16 protein-coding genes and 1 tRNA gene are annotated in these 15,081 nt (G+C 64.8%); 9 read left to right on the top strand and 8 right to left on the bottom strand.

Features of this window, described 5'->3' with window-relative positions:
• Positions 1–81 precede the first annotated feature (81 nt).
• Positions 82–1,749: a ShlB/FhaC/HecB family hemolysin secretion/activation protein gene (locus tag ABKS89_RS19965; RefSeq protein ID WP_348586774.1), complete on the top strand. Its 1,668-nt coding sequence runs from the start codon at positions 82–84 to the stop codon at positions 1,747–1,749.
• A gap of 13 nt (positions 1,750–1,762) precedes the next feature.
• Here the strand turns inward: ABKS89_RS19965 and ABKS89_RS19970 are convergent, their stop codons facing one another.
• Positions 1,763–2,524, bottom strand: a complete 762-nt coding sequence (locus tag ABKS89_RS19970) for a spermidine synthase (protein WP_138214820.1) — start codon at positions 2,522–2,524, stop codon at positions 1,763–1,765.
• Positions 2,525–2,942: 418 nt separating this feature from the next.
• On the opposite strand from ABKS89_RS19970, the gene ABKS89_RS19975 reads away from it, so the two are divergent.
• Together ABKS89_RS19975 and loiP are read left to right on the top strand one after the other, a co-directional pair.
• Positions 2,943–4,289: a class II 3-deoxy-7-phosphoheptulonate synthase gene (locus tag ABKS89_RS19975; RefSeq protein ID WP_348586776.1), complete on the top strand. Its 1,347-nt coding sequence runs from the start codon at positions 2,943–2,945 to the stop codon at positions 4,287–4,289.
• 130 nt (positions 4,290–4,419) lie between these two features.
• Complete coding sequence (gene loiP, locus ABKS89_RS19980; RefSeq protein WP_348586778.1) at positions 4,420–5,181, top strand: metalloprotease LoiP; 762 nt, start codon at positions 4,420–4,422, stop codon at positions 5,179–5,181.
• A 34-nt stretch (positions 5,182–5,215) separates the two neighbouring features.
• Here loiP and ABKS89_RS19985 read toward each other — a convergent pair whose 3' ends face one another.
• The 3 genes from ABKS89_RS19985 to ABKS89_RS19995 all read right to left on the bottom strand — a co-directional run bounded on the left by ABKS89_RS19985 (position 5,216) and on the right by ABKS89_RS19995 (position 7,288).
• Positions 5,216–6,436, bottom strand: a complete 1,221-nt coding sequence (locus ABKS89_RS19985; protein ID WP_348586779.1) for a winged helix-turn-helix domain-containing protein — start codon at positions 6,434–6,436, stop codon at positions 5,216–5,218.
• A gap of 60 nt (positions 6,437–6,496) precedes the next feature.
• The gene (locus tag ABKS89_RS19990) at positions 6,497–6,967 is read right to left on the bottom strand and encodes a DUF3291 domain-containing protein (protein ID WP_348586780.1); all 471 of its coding nucleotides are present in this window, start codon (positions 6,965–6,967) and stop codon (positions 6,497–6,499) included.
• 87 nt (positions 6,968–7,054) lie between these two features.
• Complete coding sequence (locus ABKS89_RS19995) at positions 7,055–7,288, bottom strand: DUF1127 domain-containing protein (RefSeq protein ID WP_431312048.1); 234 nt, start codon at positions 7,286–7,288, stop codon at positions 7,055–7,057.
• Between the two features lie 94 nt (positions 7,289–7,382).
• On the opposite strand from ABKS89_RS19995, the gene ABKS89_RS20000 reads away from it, so the two are divergent.
• The gene (locus ABKS89_RS20000) at positions 7,383–8,234 is read left to right on the top strand and encodes a LysR family transcriptional regulator (protein ID WP_138214825.1); all 852 of its coding nucleotides are present in this window, start codon (positions 7,383–7,385) and stop codon (positions 8,232–8,234) included.
• Between the two features lie 6 nt (positions 8,235–8,240).
• Here ABKS89_RS20000 and ABKS89_RS20005 read toward each other — a convergent pair whose 3' ends face one another.
• Positions 8,241–8,987 carry a sulfite exporter TauE/SafE family protein gene (locus tag ABKS89_RS20005; RefSeq protein ID WP_138214826.1) on the bottom strand — a complete coding sequence of 249 codons (747 nt, stop codon included), beginning with the start codon at positions 8,985–8,987 and terminating at the stop codon, positions 8,241–8,243.
• A gap of 105 nt (positions 8,988–9,092) precedes the next feature.
• On the opposite strand from ABKS89_RS20005, the gene ABKS89_RS20010 reads away from it, so the two are divergent.
• The 3 genes from ABKS89_RS20010 to ABKS89_RS20020 all read left to right on the top strand — a co-directional run bounded on the left by ABKS89_RS20010 (position 9,093) and on the right by ABKS89_RS20020 (position 11,163).
• A complete protein-coding gene (locus tag ABKS89_RS20010; protein ID WP_138214827.1) occupies positions 9,093–10,049 on the top strand; it encodes a LysR family transcriptional regulator in 957 nt (318 codons plus the stop codon).
• Positions 10,050–10,112: 63 nt separating this feature from the next.
• Positions 10,113–10,562, top strand: a complete 450-nt coding sequence (locus ABKS89_RS20015) for a MarR family winged helix-turn-helix transcriptional regulator (RefSeq protein WP_138214828.1) — start codon at positions 10,113–10,115, stop codon at positions 10,560–10,562.
• Between the two features lie 172 nt (positions 10,563–10,734).
• Complete coding sequence (locus ABKS89_RS20020) at positions 10,735–11,163, top strand: organic hydroperoxide resistance protein (RefSeq protein WP_138214829.1); 429 nt, start codon at positions 10,735–10,737, stop codon at positions 11,161–11,163.
• A 77-nt stretch (positions 11,164–11,240) separates the two neighbouring features.
• Here ABKS89_RS20020 and efp read toward each other — a convergent pair whose 3' ends face one another.
• Together efp and earP are read right to left on the bottom strand one after the other, a co-directional pair.
• Positions 11,241–11,807, bottom strand: a complete 567-nt coding sequence (gene efp / locus ABKS89_RS20025) for an elongation factor P (RefSeq protein ID WP_138214830.1) — start codon at positions 11,805–11,807, stop codon at positions 11,241–11,243.
• Positions 11,808–11,849: 42 nt separating this feature from the next.
• Positions 11,850–12,977, bottom strand: a complete 1,128-nt coding sequence (gene earP / locus ABKS89_RS20030) for an elongation factor P maturation arginine rhamnosyltransferase EarP (protein WP_348586782.1) — start codon at positions 12,975–12,977, stop codon at positions 11,850–11,852.
• A gap of 173 nt (positions 12,978–13,150) precedes the next feature.
• Between earP and ABKS89_RS20035 the strand changes: the two genes are divergently transcribed.
• Positions 13,151–13,240: transfer RNA gene (locus tag ABKS89_RS20035), tRNA-Ser, on the top strand.
• Between the two features lie 413 nt (positions 13,241–13,653).
• Positions 13,654–13,905, top strand: coding sequence for an outer membrane lipoprotein OprI (oprI, locus tag ABKS89_RS20040; RefSeq protein WP_017517003.1), 252 nt, complete (start codon positions 13,654–13,656; stop codon positions 13,903–13,905).
• Positions 13,906–14,050: 145 nt separating this feature from the next.
• Here oprI and ABKS89_RS20045 read toward each other — a convergent pair whose 3' ends face one another.
• On the bottom strand, positions 14,051–15,034 hold the full coding sequence (locus ABKS89_RS20045; protein WP_138214832.1) for a L,D-transpeptidase family protein: 984 nt from the start codon (positions 15,032–15,034) through the stop codon (positions 14,051–14,053).
• Positions 15,035–15,081 lie beyond the last annotated feature (47 nt).

The raw sequence follows: 15,081 nt of genomic DNA on the forward strand, positions 1-15,081 counted from the left end.
GAATTACACCCATACTGTGGTTACCAGGAGCCGCCCACGGCTCCTGGTCCTTTATCGAAGTCGGTCTCATGGAGGAGCCAGATGCGCAAACTTGCTGTCCTGCCCCTGTTGTTGGCTGCACCTTTCGCCTGGGCCGAGCGCCCTATCCAGCTTCCCGGCTCCGATATCGAACAGACCCTGCCCCGCCCCAACCTCCCTGGCGGCGACATCCGCCCCAAGGCCCCCAAGGTCACCGCGCCGGAACCTTCGGCCACCCAGCCCGCGCAGATCCTCCAGCAGCGCATCCGTATCAAGCGCATTGAGCTGGCCGGCGGCAAGCACTACCCCGTCGCAACCTGGAAACCCCTGCTGGAGCCCCTGACCAAGCGCACCATCCAGGTCAGCGAGCTGGTGGCGGCGGCCAAGGCCATCACCCAGCGCTACCAGGACGACGGCTACTTCATCTCCTTTGCCTACGTGCCCAACCAGGACTTCCGCAGCGGCGTCGCGCGCATCGTGCTGGTCGAGGGCCATATCAGCCAGGTCCGCGCCGCGGGTGACCTGGGCGTGCACCAGATGCGCGTGGACCGCTGGATCGAAAGGCTGAAGGCCGAAAAGCCCCTGACCCGCGAGAGCTTCGAGCGCTTCAGCGTGCTGATGAGCCGGGTGCCCGGCATGCAGATGGCCATGGCGCTCAACCCACCCACCACCAGCGACGGCGGTGCCGTGCTGGAACTGGCCGGCAAGCAGAAACGCTTCGACACCGGGATGAACCTCGACTCGCGTCGCGGCGAGCAGCGCGGGCTGTTCAACGCCGAAGTGATGTCGATGCTCGGCTGGGGCGAGCAGCTGCAGTTCAGCTACCTCTACCCGCCGGGCGACGACCACGAGTACTACCGCGCCTGGAACTACAGCCAGCTGCTGGGCGACAACGGCGTGCAGCTGCTGGCCGGCTACAGCAAGTACAACTCGCGCCCCGGCGAGAACCTGCGCCTGGCCAGTGGCCTGGAGTTCGAGCGCAAGCGGCAGAACGAGCGGGTCAGCGCCGGCCTGGGCATCCCGCTGGTGCTGCGCCGCGACCTGACCTGGGACCTCAACCTGCGTGGCTACACGGTCAACGACACCAGCACCTACGACCTGGTCTACCCGGCCATCCCCTTCCGCATCGAACAGAAGAGCAAGCTGCGCGTGGTGGGCATCGAAACCGTCGTCCAGCAGTTCGCCGAGAAGCGCGTGCGCGCCGGCAGCGTAGCGGTTTACCAGGGGCTGAACGGCATGGGCGCGGAAGCGCCGGAGCCGATCAAGAAGGACTTCACCCGCCTGCTCGGCTTTGGCGCGCAGCAGGACCAGTTCGGCTCCAACTGGCAGGGCGTGGTGAGTGCTGCCTTCCAGTGGAGCGACGACGTGCTGCCCGACTCCGAGCAGGTCACCTATGGCGGCGGCAACTTCGGCCGCGGCTATCCGGACGACCAGGCCAGCGGCGACAAGGGCTGGGGCGCCTCCTACGAGGTGAACTATTCCTTCCTGCGGCAGAGCGTGGTGCTCAACCAGATCCAGCCCTACTTCGTCGTCGACACCGCGCGCACCCGCTACAACCAGGACGGCCTGAGCGAAGGCAAGCTCGGCTCGGCGGCGCTCGGCGTGCGTTTCTCCAACCGCAAGCACTACCTGGTGTCGATGGAAGTCGCCAAGCCTTTCGGCGACCGCGCGCTGGACAACAACGAGCGCAGCCCGCGGCTGAACTTCGCCTTCAGCTACCAGTTCCCCTGAGGGATGCGGAGAGTCACTGCGCCGGGCGCAGTGACTCGATGTAGGTGCGCAGCGAATAGCCCAGTTTGGGTTCGAGCTGGCCGACGCGCTTCTTCAGGCCGCGCAGGTTCAGTTCCTGGTCCAGTTCGGCAGGGACGAAGACAATCACATTGCCCTCGGGCACCGGGCATTCCCAGTAATGCCGGTTGAAGCGTCCACGCAGCAACGCCGCGCCGAGCGGCCGGCCGTCATCGGTGCTCCACTGGTTGATCACCAGCCAGCCACCCGGCCGCAGGCGCTCGCGGCAGGCACCGAGGAAATCCCAGCCGATGTGCGCCGGTGCAGGCCCGGTATCGGTGTAGAGGTCGAGGAAGATCAGGTCCGCTGGCTCGCACTCGGCCAGCTCCTGCACGGCGTCGCCGATGCGCAGATTCAGGCGCTGGTCTTCCACCAGTCCGAGGTGCTCACGGGCCAGGCGCGGGATGGATGGGCGCAGCTCGATGGCTTCCACCTCTTCCAGCGGCAGGTACTTCAGGCAGGCCTGGGTCAGGCTGCCCGCGCCGAAGCCGAGGAACAGCGCGCGACGCGGGCGCGGATGGCACAACGCACCGACCAGCATGGCGCGCGAGTAGTCGTACTCCAGCCAGCTCGGATCGCCCATCAGCACGCAGCTCTGCTCGACCTCGTCGCCGAACTCCAGGTAGCGGAAGGCGCCGCTCTCCACGACGCGGATCACGCCGAAGTCATCGCGTTCCTCGACGATCAGCAACTCTTCGCTCAGCAGCTCCTCACTCATGACCGGCTCCGGGCAGAAACGGTCGTGACAATGCGGTCCGCCGGGAGCGGCGAACGGCACGGATTGCCATTGAAATACAGGGGCTCGCGCACGCAATAATCCTTCGAATCAAGACGGCCAGCCACGACCGCCCGGTCGGCAAAGCCGCAAGAATAACAGCCCAAGAGGCACAACCGAGCATGCCCCAGCGCAACGTCCTTCGCGATCCCGCCGAACGACACCCTTCCCCGCCGACATTTCCACACCAGCGCGCACCCGCGTGCTGCGCGGGCGGCTGATCGCGCCAACGAGTTCCGAAGACCCGAGTTCCCCTTGGACAAGGATGTCCCCCCTCTTCACACGCCAGCGACCACGCGCGGGGCAAAAGCCGAGCTGATACCATGGGCGGATACCGTCCACAGCCGCGAAGACCCCGCCGATGAGCCTGCCCTGGAGCCCCGATAGCTGGAGAAGCAAGCCGATCCAGCAACAGCCCGCCTACCCCGACGCCAACCGCGTGAGCGAAGTCGAGCGCACCCTGGCCAGCTTCCCGCCGCTGGTGTTCGCCGGCGAGGCGCGCGAGCTGCGCCGGCAGTTCGCCGAGGTCACCGCAGGCCGAGCCTTCCTGCTGCAGGGCGGCGACTGCGCCGAAAGCTTTGCCGAGTTCTCCGCGGCGAAGATCCGCGACACCTTCAAGGTGCTGCTGCAGATGGCCGTGGTGATGACCTTCGCCGCCGGCTGCCCGGTGGTGAAGGTCGGGCGCATGGCCGGGCAATTCGCCAAGCCGCGCTCAGCCAACGGTGAAACCATCGGCGGCGTGACCCTGCCCGCCTACCGCGGCGACATCGTCAACGGCATCGGCTTCGACGAGAAAAGCCGCGTGCCGGACCCGGAGCGCCTGCTGCAGGCCTACCACCAGTCCACCGCGTCGCTGAACCTGCTGCGTGCCTTCGCTGGCGGCGGCTTCGCCGACCTGCACCAGGTGCACCAGTGGAACCTGGACTTCATCGCCAACTCGGCGCTGTCCGAGCGCTACCAGCAACTGGCCGACCGCATCGACGAGACCCTCGCCTTCATGCGCGCCTGCGGCCTGGATACCGCGCCGCAACTGCGAGAGACCAGTTTCTTCACCGCCCACGAAGCGCTCCTGCTGAACTACGAGGAAGCCTTCATCCGCCGCGACAGCCTCACCGGCGGCTGGTACGACTGCTCGGCGCACATGCTGTGGATCGGCGACCGCACCCGCCAGCTCGACGGCGCCCACGTGGAAATGCTGCGCGGCGTCGGCAACCCCATCGGCGTGAAGGTCGGCCCGAGCATGGACAGCGAGGAGCTGATCCGCCTGATCGACATCCTCAACCCGGACAACGACCCCGGCCGCCTCAACCTCATCGTGCGGATGGGCGCGGACAAGGTCGGCGACGGCCTGCCGCGCCTGATCCAGACCGTGCAGCGCGAGGGCAAGCAGGTGCTGTGGAGTTCCGACCCCATGCACGGCAACACCATCAAGGCCTCCAGTGGCTACAAGACCCGCGACTTCGCGCGCATCCTCACCGAGGTCCGGCAGTTCTTCGAAGTGCACCAGGCCGAGGGCAGCTACGCCGGCGGTATCCACATCGAGATGACCGGCCAGAACGTCACCGAGTGCATCGGCGGTGCGCGGCCGATCACCGAGGATGGCCTGAGCGACCGCTACCACACCCACTGCGACCCGCGCCTGAACGCCGACCAGTCGCTCGAGCTGGCCTTCCTCATTGCGGAAACCCTGAAACAGGTTCGCCGCTGAGTCCGACACGGGTCTCAGAGCAGTCCTAAAAACACTGCCCGCAATTGACGCGGCCGGGGGCGCCTACCTAGAGTGGCGCCCCGCGCGGCAGCCGCCGCGCCATGGAAACCGTCAACCAAGGAAGATCCCGATGCAACTGCACCGTTCCCTGCTCGCCCTGCTGATCGGCGCCAGCGCCGCCCTCTCCGGCTGCCAGAACGTGAACACCGACAGCCTCATGCAGTCCGGCATGATGGCCATGAAGGCCGCCACCCTGAGCGACGCCGAGATCAAACAGGTCGCCGACGAAGCCTGCGCCAAGCAGGATGCCGAAGCGCAGATCGCGCCGGCCTCCAGCCCCTATACCCAGCGCCTGGACAAGATCGCCGCCGCCCTGGGCAACCCGCTCAACGGCACCCCGGTCAACTACAAGGTCTACCTCACCGACGACGTCAACGCCTTCGCCATGGCCAACGGCTGCGTGCGCGTTTACTCCGGCCTGATGGACCTGATGAACGACAACGAAGTGGAAGGCGTGGTCGGCCACGAGATCGGCCACGTCGCCCTGGGCCATATCAAGAAAGCCACCCAGACCGCCTACGCGGCCGCCGCCGCACGCAACGCCGCGGCCGCCTCGGGCAATGCCACCGTGGCCGCGCTGTCGCAGTCGCAGCTGGGCGAGATCGGCGAAGCGCTGGTCAACGCGCAGTTCTCCCAGTCCCAGGAATCGGCCGCCGACGACTACTCGTTCGACCTGCTGAAGAAGCGCGGCATTCCGCTGGAAGGCCTGGCCAGCGCCTTCGACAAGCTGGCCAAGCTGAGCGGCGGCCAGGAGAGCAGCATGTTCGACTCGCACCCCGGCTCGCAGCAGCGCGCGGACCACATCCGCCAGCGCATCGCCAGCGGCAAGTGATCGCGGACGGGCCTCTTCGGAGGCCCGTTTGTTTTCAGGCCTGCGCCAGCAGCCCTTGCAGGCGCTCGCCTGACGGCCGCCGGCAGTTCACTTCCACCCGCTCCAGCCCGAGCCAGCTCGCCATCTCACCCAGTTGCTGCGCCAGCGCGGCGTGCCCCTCTTCGCCCAGCCCCTTTTCCTCTTCATGGACGGCATGCACCACCAGCTTTCCGGACGCGCGATCGGAGCGCAGATCGACCCGCGCGGCCAGACGCTCGTCGAACAGGAACGGCAACACGTAGTAGCCGTAAACCCGCTTGTGCTGCGGCGTGTAGATTTCCAGGCGGTAGCGGAAGTCGAACAGCCGCTCGGTGCGGGCGCGCTCCCAGACCAGCGAATCGAATGGCGAGAGCAACGCACTGGCGCGCACCTTGCGCGGAATCACCGGGTCCGCCAGGCAGTAGGCCGGCGCCTGCCAGCCCTGTACCTGCACCGGTGACAGCTCGCCTGCCTCCACCAGCTCGGCCAGTCGCGCCTTGCTGTCGACAGGGTCCAGGCGGAAGTAATCGCGCAGGTCCTTCTCGGTGGCCACGCCCAGCGCCTGGGCCGAATGCAGCAGCAATTGGCGCTGCGCCTCGCCTTCGTCCAGTTCGGGCTGCCGCAGCAGATCGGCGGGCAGGACGCGCTCCGGCAAGTCGTACAGACGCTCGAAACCGCGCCGCCCGGCGACCGTCACCTCACCCGCGGCGAACAACCACTCCAGCGCATGCTTCTCGTCGCTCCAGTCCCACCAGGGGCCGGCGCGTTCTTCGCGAGTGGTCAGGCTGCCGGCACCCAGCGCACCTTGCTCGCGCACAGCGCCGAGCACCCGCTGGATCACCGGTTGCTGTTCGCGCCCGAAGCGCGCCAGCTGCTGGTAGATGCCGCGCCCCTCGGCCGCACGACGCATGCGCCAGCGCATCAGCGGGTAGAGTTCCAGCGGCAGCAATGAGGCTTCATGCCCCCAGTATTCGAACAGCCGGCGATGCCGTCCGCCGCTCCAGGCGGCCTCTTCCAGCAGCGTCGGCGAGTAGTTGCCCAGCCGCGAGAACAGCGGCAGGTAGTGCGAGCGCACCAGCGCGTTCACCGAGTCGATCTGCAGGACTCCCAGTCGCTCCAGCAGGCTGCGCACATGACGGCGCTGCACCTCGCCGCCGGGCTTGCGCAGGGTGAAGCCCTGGGCGGCGAGCGCCAGGCGGCGGGCCTGCTTGAGGGACAGGGATTCGACGGTCGGCATCGTGGACTCCGGGGCTGGGCGAGCCCTAGAGCCTAACGCCAATCGCAGCGCCTGGCTGCATCAGACAGGTTCGCCGAGTCGCGCGGGTATCGGGAACGGACGTGCGAAGGTGAAGACCTCTGCCGAAGGGCCCTCCAGCCGCAGACGCTCCAGGCGGTCGCGGGCCATGGCCACATCCGGCCGCTCGCCTTCAGGCAGCCACCAGAGCGCGAGGCTCGGCGAAGGCAGGCGCTCCATCCAGTCGCGCTTGCTGCGCAGTACCTGCAGATGCTCGCCGGCGTAGACGTAATCCTTGAGCGCCTCGACCGACTCCCACACCGACAGGTTGACGATGATCAGCGGGTCGTCGAAGACGCGAATCGAGGTGGCATCGCCCTCCTCCGTCTGCAAGCGCCAGACGAAACCGGGGCTGCGCTCGGCAAGGGCATTGATGTGATCGAGCTGGTCGACGAAGCCCTTCATCAGGGGGTGATCCAGCGGGGCACGGGCCTTGGCGATGTTGATCTGGGCGAGGTGGTAATGGGTGGACATGGGCTTCCTTGTCATCCTGCGGGTCATGAGCCTGATCTGGCTTGCGGGAACAGGCGGCACGACGAGGGTCCGTGCCGCCCGGCGACTTCAACGACGGACATAATCCATCCAGAACGGGCGCTCGACTTCCCGCTGGATGTCGGCACGGCTCAGGCCGATATCCTTGAGCGCCTCATCGCTCATGGTCGCCAGCTCACGACGCTGGCGGGCCAGTTCGTGCCAGTGCAAGACACGTTGCATGGCGCGCTTCCAAAGCGGAACGGAGGAGACTTTGTGGACATGGTAGGACGCTGCTACGAAACCAAGTTGACCTTTCATCATGCTTCCCTCCCTGTGGGGTTGGATGCAGTTTCAGGCTCGCGCTAAGATCAATCCAACGAATCATTCTTATGCAACCCATCTCGGAGATTGATGAATGAGCAGTTTCCCAAGCATCGACAGCGAACTGCTGCGCACCTTCGTCGCCATCGCCGACCACGGCGGTTTTACCCGCGCAGCCGAGATGGTCAACCGCACCCAGTCGGCGGTGAGCATGCAGATGAAACGCCTGGAGGAAGACGTGCTGGAGCGCAGCCTGTTCGAGCGCGAAGGCCGCCAGGTGCGCCTGACGCCGGAGGGGCAGATATTGCTGGGCTACGCGCGGCGCATCCTGCGGTTGCAGGGCGAGGTGTTCAACACCTTCCGCCAGCCGCACATGGTCGGCTCGGTGAAGATCGGCACGCCGGATGACTACGTGATGCGCTTCCTGCCCAGCATCCTTTCGCGTTTCGCCGAGGCTTACCCGCTGGTGCAGGTGGAAGTGCATTGCGACTCGTCCGCGCAACTGCTGATGCGCAACGACCTGGACCTGTCCATCGTCACCCGCGAGCCGGGCACCGAGATCGGCCAGTTGCTGCGCCAGGAATCCTTCGTCTGGATGGCCGCCGAGAGCTTCTGCCCGCAGGACCAGCGCCCGCTGCCGCTGGCGATGTTCAACACCGCCTGCTTCTGCCGCGCCTGGGCCTGCAATGCGCTGGAGGCGATGGAAGTGGACTACCGCATCGCCTACAGCAGCCCGAGCCTGTCGGCGCTGTTTGCCGTGGCCAGCGCGGGCCTGGCGGTGACCGCGCAGCTGCGCAGCCTGCTCACCGGCAACCTGCGCATCATCGGCGAGGATGAGGGCCTGCCGGTGCTGCCCAACGCCAGCATCGTGCTGCTGCGCGGGCAGAAGATGACGCCGGTGACCGACAAGCTTGCCGAGTACATCGTCGAAGGTTTCCGCGCGTAACGCGGCTCAGCGCACCGCCAGCAACACCGCACAGACAATCAGGAAGGCGCTGAAGGCCATACGCAGCTGCCGCTCGGGCAGCGCATGGGCCAGGCGCACGCCCCAGGAAATGCTCACCAACCCGCCCAGCGCCAGTGCGCTACCCATGCGCCAGTCCACGTGGCCGTGCGCAGCATAGGTCGCCAGCGCCACGCCCGTGCTGGGCGCCGCCAGAGCCAGCGCGAGCCCCTGGGCGATCACCTGGGTCAGTCCGAAGACGGACGTCAGCACCGGCGTCGCCAGCACGCCACCGCCCACGCCGAACAAGCCGCCAAGGGAACCGGCACCCAGCCCCAGCACGCCCATCCATGGCAGGCCGTAGCGCGGCGTGCTGCCGCCCTGGGGAACGCGCTGGAACAGGCGCACCAGCAGATACAGCGCCAGCAACACGAGGAAGACCACGAAGGCGGTGCGCATGCTGCGGGCATCCAGGTTCACCGCGATGCTGGACGCGAAGAACGCGCAGAACAGGCCGGTCAGCGCCAGCACGCCGGCCTGGGCGAAATCGATTCGATTGCGCTGGTGATAGCGCCAGATCGCCAGCAACACGTTCGGCACCACCATCACCAGCGCGGTGCCCTGCGCCAGCTGCTGGTCCAGCCCGAACAGCACGCCCAGTGCCGGAATCGCCAGCAGCCCGCCGCCGATACCGAACAGCCCACCCAGGCTGCCCAGCACGACGCCGAGCAGAAAGTCCAAGACCAGGTCCCACATGACGCACCTCCACAACCAGGCGTCCATGCTAGAAAACCCCGGCTGGATGGGAAACGCAAAGCGCAGCACAATGGCTTTGTCATTTTCGCAAAGCCGGCATGCGCCATGAACCCTTCCAGCCTCGAAGACCAGCTCGACCTCTACCTGGACGTGCTCGACAACGGCAGCTTCTCCGCCGCCGCCCGCCTGCGCCAGCTCACCCCTTCCGCCGTGGCACGGCGCATGGACGCGCTGGAGCAGGGATTGGGCTCGACCCTGCTGGTACGCAGCACGCACAACGTGCGCGCCACACCAGCAGGCCTGGCGTTCGCCGAGCGAGCGCGGCGGATAGTCATCGAGCTGCGCCAGGCGCGGGCGGAAGCGGTGTCCCTGAGCACTGCACCGGAAGGCCTGATCCGCATCGACGCGCCGGTGCCCTTCGGTCGCCGCCACCTGGCCCCGGCGCTGGCGGACTTCCTCACCGCCAACCCCGGTCTGGACGTGCAACTGCGGCTGATCGACAGCTTCACCGACACCCGCGGGGACAACCTCGGCCAGGTCGACCTCGTGCTGCGCATCGGCACCCTGCCCGACAGCCGTCTGGTTGCCACGCGTCTGGCGCCCATGCGGCGGATCGTCTGCGCAAGCCCCGCCTACCTACAGCAGCACGGCAGACCGGCCTCCCCCCTGGAGTTGCCGGAACACATCGGCCTCGACTGGGAAGGCCTGGCGCCGCCGCTGGCCTGGCGCTTCCTCATCGACGGCAAGCTGCAGCACCTGCGGCCGCGCCGACTGCGCATGACCGCCAACAATGCCGAAACGCTGGTGGAAGGTGCGCTGCAAGGCATCGGCCTCGCCCACCTGCCCACCTGGCTATGCAGCGAGTACCTGATCAGTGGCCAGTTGCTGCCGCTGTTCTGCGAGAACGGCCTTCCCGATCCGGAGCCCGGCGTCATCCACGCATTGCGTCTGGAGCGCGGCACGCATCCGCGCAGCGAACGCCTGCTGGCCTTCCTGCTGGAGCGTTTCGGCTTCCCGCCGCCATGGGATGCGGCGCTTGCGCAAGCGCTGTTCAAGAATTAACCATCGCGCTAAATTAATGCGCAATCACCTCTTCGCTTCGAGCACCCCGGCCAGGAGCATGCCATGACCCAGCAAGACCCGACCTGCGAAGCCCTCAAGCTGGACAACCAGCTGTGCTTCGCCCTCTACTCCACCTCCCTGCAGATGACCAAGGTCTACAAGCCCCTGCTGCAGGAGCTGGGCCTCACTTACCCGCAGTACATCGCCATGCTGGTGCTGTGGGAAGAAGACGGCATCACCGTGGGCGAGATCAGCTCGCGCATGCTTACCGACCCCGGCTCCCTCACGCCCCTGCTCAAGCGCCTGGAGGCCGAGGGCCTGATTACCCGCACCCGCAGCCAGGCGGACGAACGTGTAGTGCAACTACGCCTGACCGACAAGGGCCGTGAGCTGCGCCGACAGGCGGAGAGCATTCCAGCCTGCGTCCTGGCCAGCAGCGGGCTAACGTTGGACAGTCTGAAGCGCCTCCAGGAGGAGCTCGTGGACCTGCGCGGACATCTGCAAGCCCCGTAATCCGGGTCTTATGCCAAAGCTGCAGGTTCCTTAGTCAGAAATCTTCCAATAATCATCTTGCGCGCTAAATTAAATCGAACTAACTTTCATCTCACGAACTGCTTAGCGCACAAGATATTAAGCAGCAAGACATTCCCGACCAGACACACCTGACAGCGAACCGGAGACCACCATGCAAACCATCAAAGCCCTCTACACCGCCACCGCTACCGCCACCGGAGGCCGTGATGGCCGCGCCGTTTCCTCGGACGGCATCCTCGACGTGAAACTGTCCACCCCGCGTGAACTGGGCGGCGCGGGCGGCGAAGCGACCAACCCGGAACAGCTGTTCGCTGCCGGCTACTCGGCCTGCTTCATCGGTGCCATCAAGTTCGTCGCCAGCCAGAGCAAGAAGCAGATCCCGGCGGACGCCTCGATCACCGGCAAGGTCGGCATCGGCCAGATCCCCGGCGGTTTCGGCCTGGAAGTGGAACTGAACATCAACCTGCCGGGCCTGGACCAGGCCGAGGCCGAAGAGCTGGTCGCCAAGGCCCACCAGGTCTGCCCCTACTCCAACGCCACCCGCGGCAACATCGACGTGCGCCTGAACGTCAGCGTCTGATTCAGCGCTCACGCTCCCAAACCGCAGAAACGAAAAAGCCCGGCATCAGCCGGGCTTTTTTCTGTCTCGGATCAGGCTCAGGCCTTGACGCGGGACTTGTACTCGCCAGTGCGGGTATCGATTTCGATCGAGTCGCCGATTTCGCAGAAGGCGGAAACCTGGACTTCAGCACCGTTCTTCAGGCGGGCGGTCTTCATCACTTTACCGGAGGTGTCACCACGGACAGACGGCTCGGTGTAGACGATTTCGCGAACGATGGTGGTCGGCAGTTCAACGGAGATGACTTTCTCGTTGTAGAAGACGGCTTCGCAGACGTCGGTCATGCCGTCTTCGATGAAGGTCAGCACGCCTTCCAGGTCAGCCTTTTCGATCTCGTACTGGTTGAACTCGGTGTCCATGAAGACGTACAGCGGGTCCGCGAAGTAGGAGTAGGTCACTTCCTTGCGATCGAGGATGATCGGCTCCAGCTTGTCGTCGGCCTTGAACACGGTCTCGGTGCCGGCACCGGTCAGCAGGTTCTTCAGCTTCATCTTGACGACCGCAGAGTTACGGCCGGATTTGTTGAACTCGGCCTTCTGGATCACCCAGGGGGTGCCATTGATGTTGGCAACCTGGCCAGCGCGGAACTCTTGTGCGGTTTTCATACGATTATCCGATTGGATTGGAGACAAAAATCAGGGGCCATATCATAGCCAATTTGTATAAAAACGCACCAGCCCCGCAGCAAGATCGGTTTGTTCGGTCAATCGGCGCTGCCAATCGCCAATCCACGCCGCCCACTCCGGCAGCCGGTTTTCCAGCTTTTGCCAGGCATCGCCGACGTCACCCTGGCCGTTCCAGGCCATCCAGAATGACTGCAACTCCAGCCGCAGCGTCTCGTCCATCCCCTCGCCGAACAGGGTCAGGAAAGCTTCCAGCTTCTCCAGGTGGACATCCTCGTCCTGCTGATAGATGTGCCAGACGAATGGCCGCCCCGCCCATTGCGCCCGCACGAACGAGTCCTCGCCGCGCACCGCGTTGAAATCGCAACTCCACAGCAACGGGTCATAGTCTTCCTGGCGCACGAAGGGCAGCACCTGCACACGCAGGGCCTCCTTCCGGTACTGCTGCCCCACTCCCAGAGCCTGCCCCACCCAGCGCTCGATATCGGCGAGCACCCTGCCCTCGGGCACCAGCAGTAAAGTAGCGGTGGTACTTCCAGCCAGTGCGTCCAGCCAGCCAGCCAGCGCGGCATTCTCATAAGCGAACAGGGAAATGCGCCGCTCGTGAGGCTCGGGGTGCACGCCAAGGCTTTCCAGGAAGCGAAGGCTGGCCGCCGGATCGGCCTGGAAGGCATCGCGCCGGGCAATCAGGTCACCCTCGCGCAACAGCCCGCCGGTGGCAGCGGTGAAGCCGGGGAAATAGAAGTACTTCTGCAGCCCGTTGGCCTGCATCGATGGCAAACCATGGCAGGACTCCACCCAGGACTCGGCGCTGAGGTATTCCAGGTTCAGCCACAGCGAAGGCGTGTGCCGCTCGCGCATCGCTTCTATATAGGCAGCCGGCATTTCACAGGCGAAGGCCTCGACCACCACATCCGCCGCGGCGGTGTCCTGCCAGGGCACAGGCCACAGGCGAACTTCCACACCCGATTGCTGCTGCGACGCAGCCGCGCCATCGGCTGCCGGGCAGATGCGCACGAAGGCCCCGAGGTCGTCGACCCACAGCCGCACCTGCTGGCGATGCTCACCGGCCAGTTGCCGGGCCAGCCGCCAGGTGACGCCGATATCGCCATAGTTGTCGACTACGCTGCAGAAGATGTCCCAGCTGGCCATGCGCTTTCCTACGTACCAGAGCGTGTCTCAGAAGGCGCCAGTGTACCCGCGATCCTGGTCATGCTCCTTAAGCCGATGAATCCCTTGGGAAAAATTTTCAAAAAAGATTTGCCAAGGAGGAAACCTTTGAGTAAAGTGCGCGCCTCGACAGACACAGCGCTGTCGAGAAATCTGGTGAGGTGTCCGAGCGGTTGAAGGAGCACGCCTGGAAAGTGTGTATACGAGAAATCGTATCGAGGGTTCGAATCCCTCCCTCACCGCCAGATTCATGAAAAAGCCCGGCTAAGCAATTAGCCGGGCTTTTTCGTTTTCCCCTTCACACTTTCTTCACCTGTTGCGGCCTAGTTGCAAGTTGTCAGTTGGACAAATGCACAACGGCGATTAAACAGTTGTTCGACCATTGTCGACAGTCATCTGACGGCTTGGTTCCGCAGCCCGGAAACCCGCCTCAGACCCCGCCTGACACCTGTTGGCAACACTCCTTTGCCAGATTGGACAGTTTTTGCCCAAATCGGCCTCGCACAACTGCTAACAGCACCCGTAACATGAAAAAAAAGTGCCGTACTTGCGCTTGGTCAGTTTACTTACTACAAGTAATGGGTACTATGTAGTCCGGCTAATTTCCCAGTCATGGGAGATTGCTTTTAATGGAAATGTCCACCTTAAGGGGAACACGATGAACAACGTTCTGAAATTCTCTGCTCTGGCTCTGGCTGCTGTTCTGGCCACCGGTTGCAGCAGCCACTCGAAAGAAACCGAAGCACGTCTGACCGCTACTGAAGACGCCGCTGCTCGCGCTCAAGCCCGTGCCGATGAAGCCTATCGCAAGGCTGACGAAGCTCTGGCCGCTGCTCAGAAAGCCCAGCAGACCGCTGACGAGGCTAACGAGCGCGCCCTGCGTATGCTGGACAAAGCCAGCCGCAAGTAATAGATCTCCGGATCTGTTCGAAAAACCGACCCCTCGGGGTCGGTTTTTTTATGCCCGCAGTTTCGTCTCCACGACAAAGCAGACAGGCAACAAAAAGCCCGCTCGACCGGTAACGGTCGGCGGGCTTCTTAGTGCGCGCTGCAAGTTACTGCAGCGGCACCGCGTCCTGGTCAACAGTGGCGGCAACCGAACCACCCTGCTGCACTTGCTGCGGCTGGGCAATGGCAACCGGCAGGCCGTCTTCGGCGGCAACCACTTCGCGCACCACGTTCCAGTCCATCTGCATCTGGCTGGCGATGTCTTCGCGCTTGAGCAGGGCGTTGATCACCGCAGTGTGCTTGTCGACCACGGACGGGTCGCCGTTGTCATCGATGGGCGCATGGGCTTCGAGGTAGATCTTGCCTTCGCTGCGACCGAACTTGTACGGCTCGTTGATGATGCGCACCTTGGTGCCCACCGGAATCATCGAGAAGAGCTGGGTCACGTCCCAGTTGTACATGCGGAAGCAACCGTGGCTGGTACGGGTGCCGATACCGAACTTCTTGTTCGAACCGTGGATCAGGTAGCCGTGGAAGCCCAGGCTCATCTTGTACGGCCCCAGCGGGTTGTCCGGGCCCGGCGGCACTACGCTCGGCAGCGGGTCGCCGTCGGCGGCGTGCTCGGCGCGAATCGACGCCGGCGGGTACCAGGCCGGGTCCTTGGTCTTGGCGATCACGCTGGTGCTGCCAACCGGCGAACCCCAGCCTTCACGACCGATACCCAGGGCGTAGGTGTAGACGACGTTCTTGTCCTTGGGGAAGTAGTACAGGCGGTATTCGGCGAGGTTGATCACCACGCCTTCGCGCGGACCGGCCGGCAGGACGAAACGGGTCGGAATGATGACCTCGGTGCCCACGCCCGGCAGCCAGGCGTCGACGCCCGGGTTGGCGGCGATCATCTCGGAGTAGCCGAGGCCGTATTTCTCGCCAAGGTCGGCGAAGGTGTCTTCGTACTTGGCCTTGATGACCTGGACCTGGCCGACGATATCGTCGCCCGGCGCCGGCAGCGGCAATTCAATGGCGGAAACGGGGCCGGCCGAGAGCAGCGCGGCGAGGGACAGCGAGCAGGCGGCAATGACGCGCGACAACATCCGAGGATCCTTGACGTGGGCAATGAGCAAAGGGTGATCAGTTTACC

Source organism: Pseudomonas sp. LABIM340 (genome assembly GCF_040017195.2).
Lineage (GTDB): Bacteria > Pseudomonadota > Gammaproteobacteria > Pseudomonadales > Pseudomonadaceae > Pseudomonas.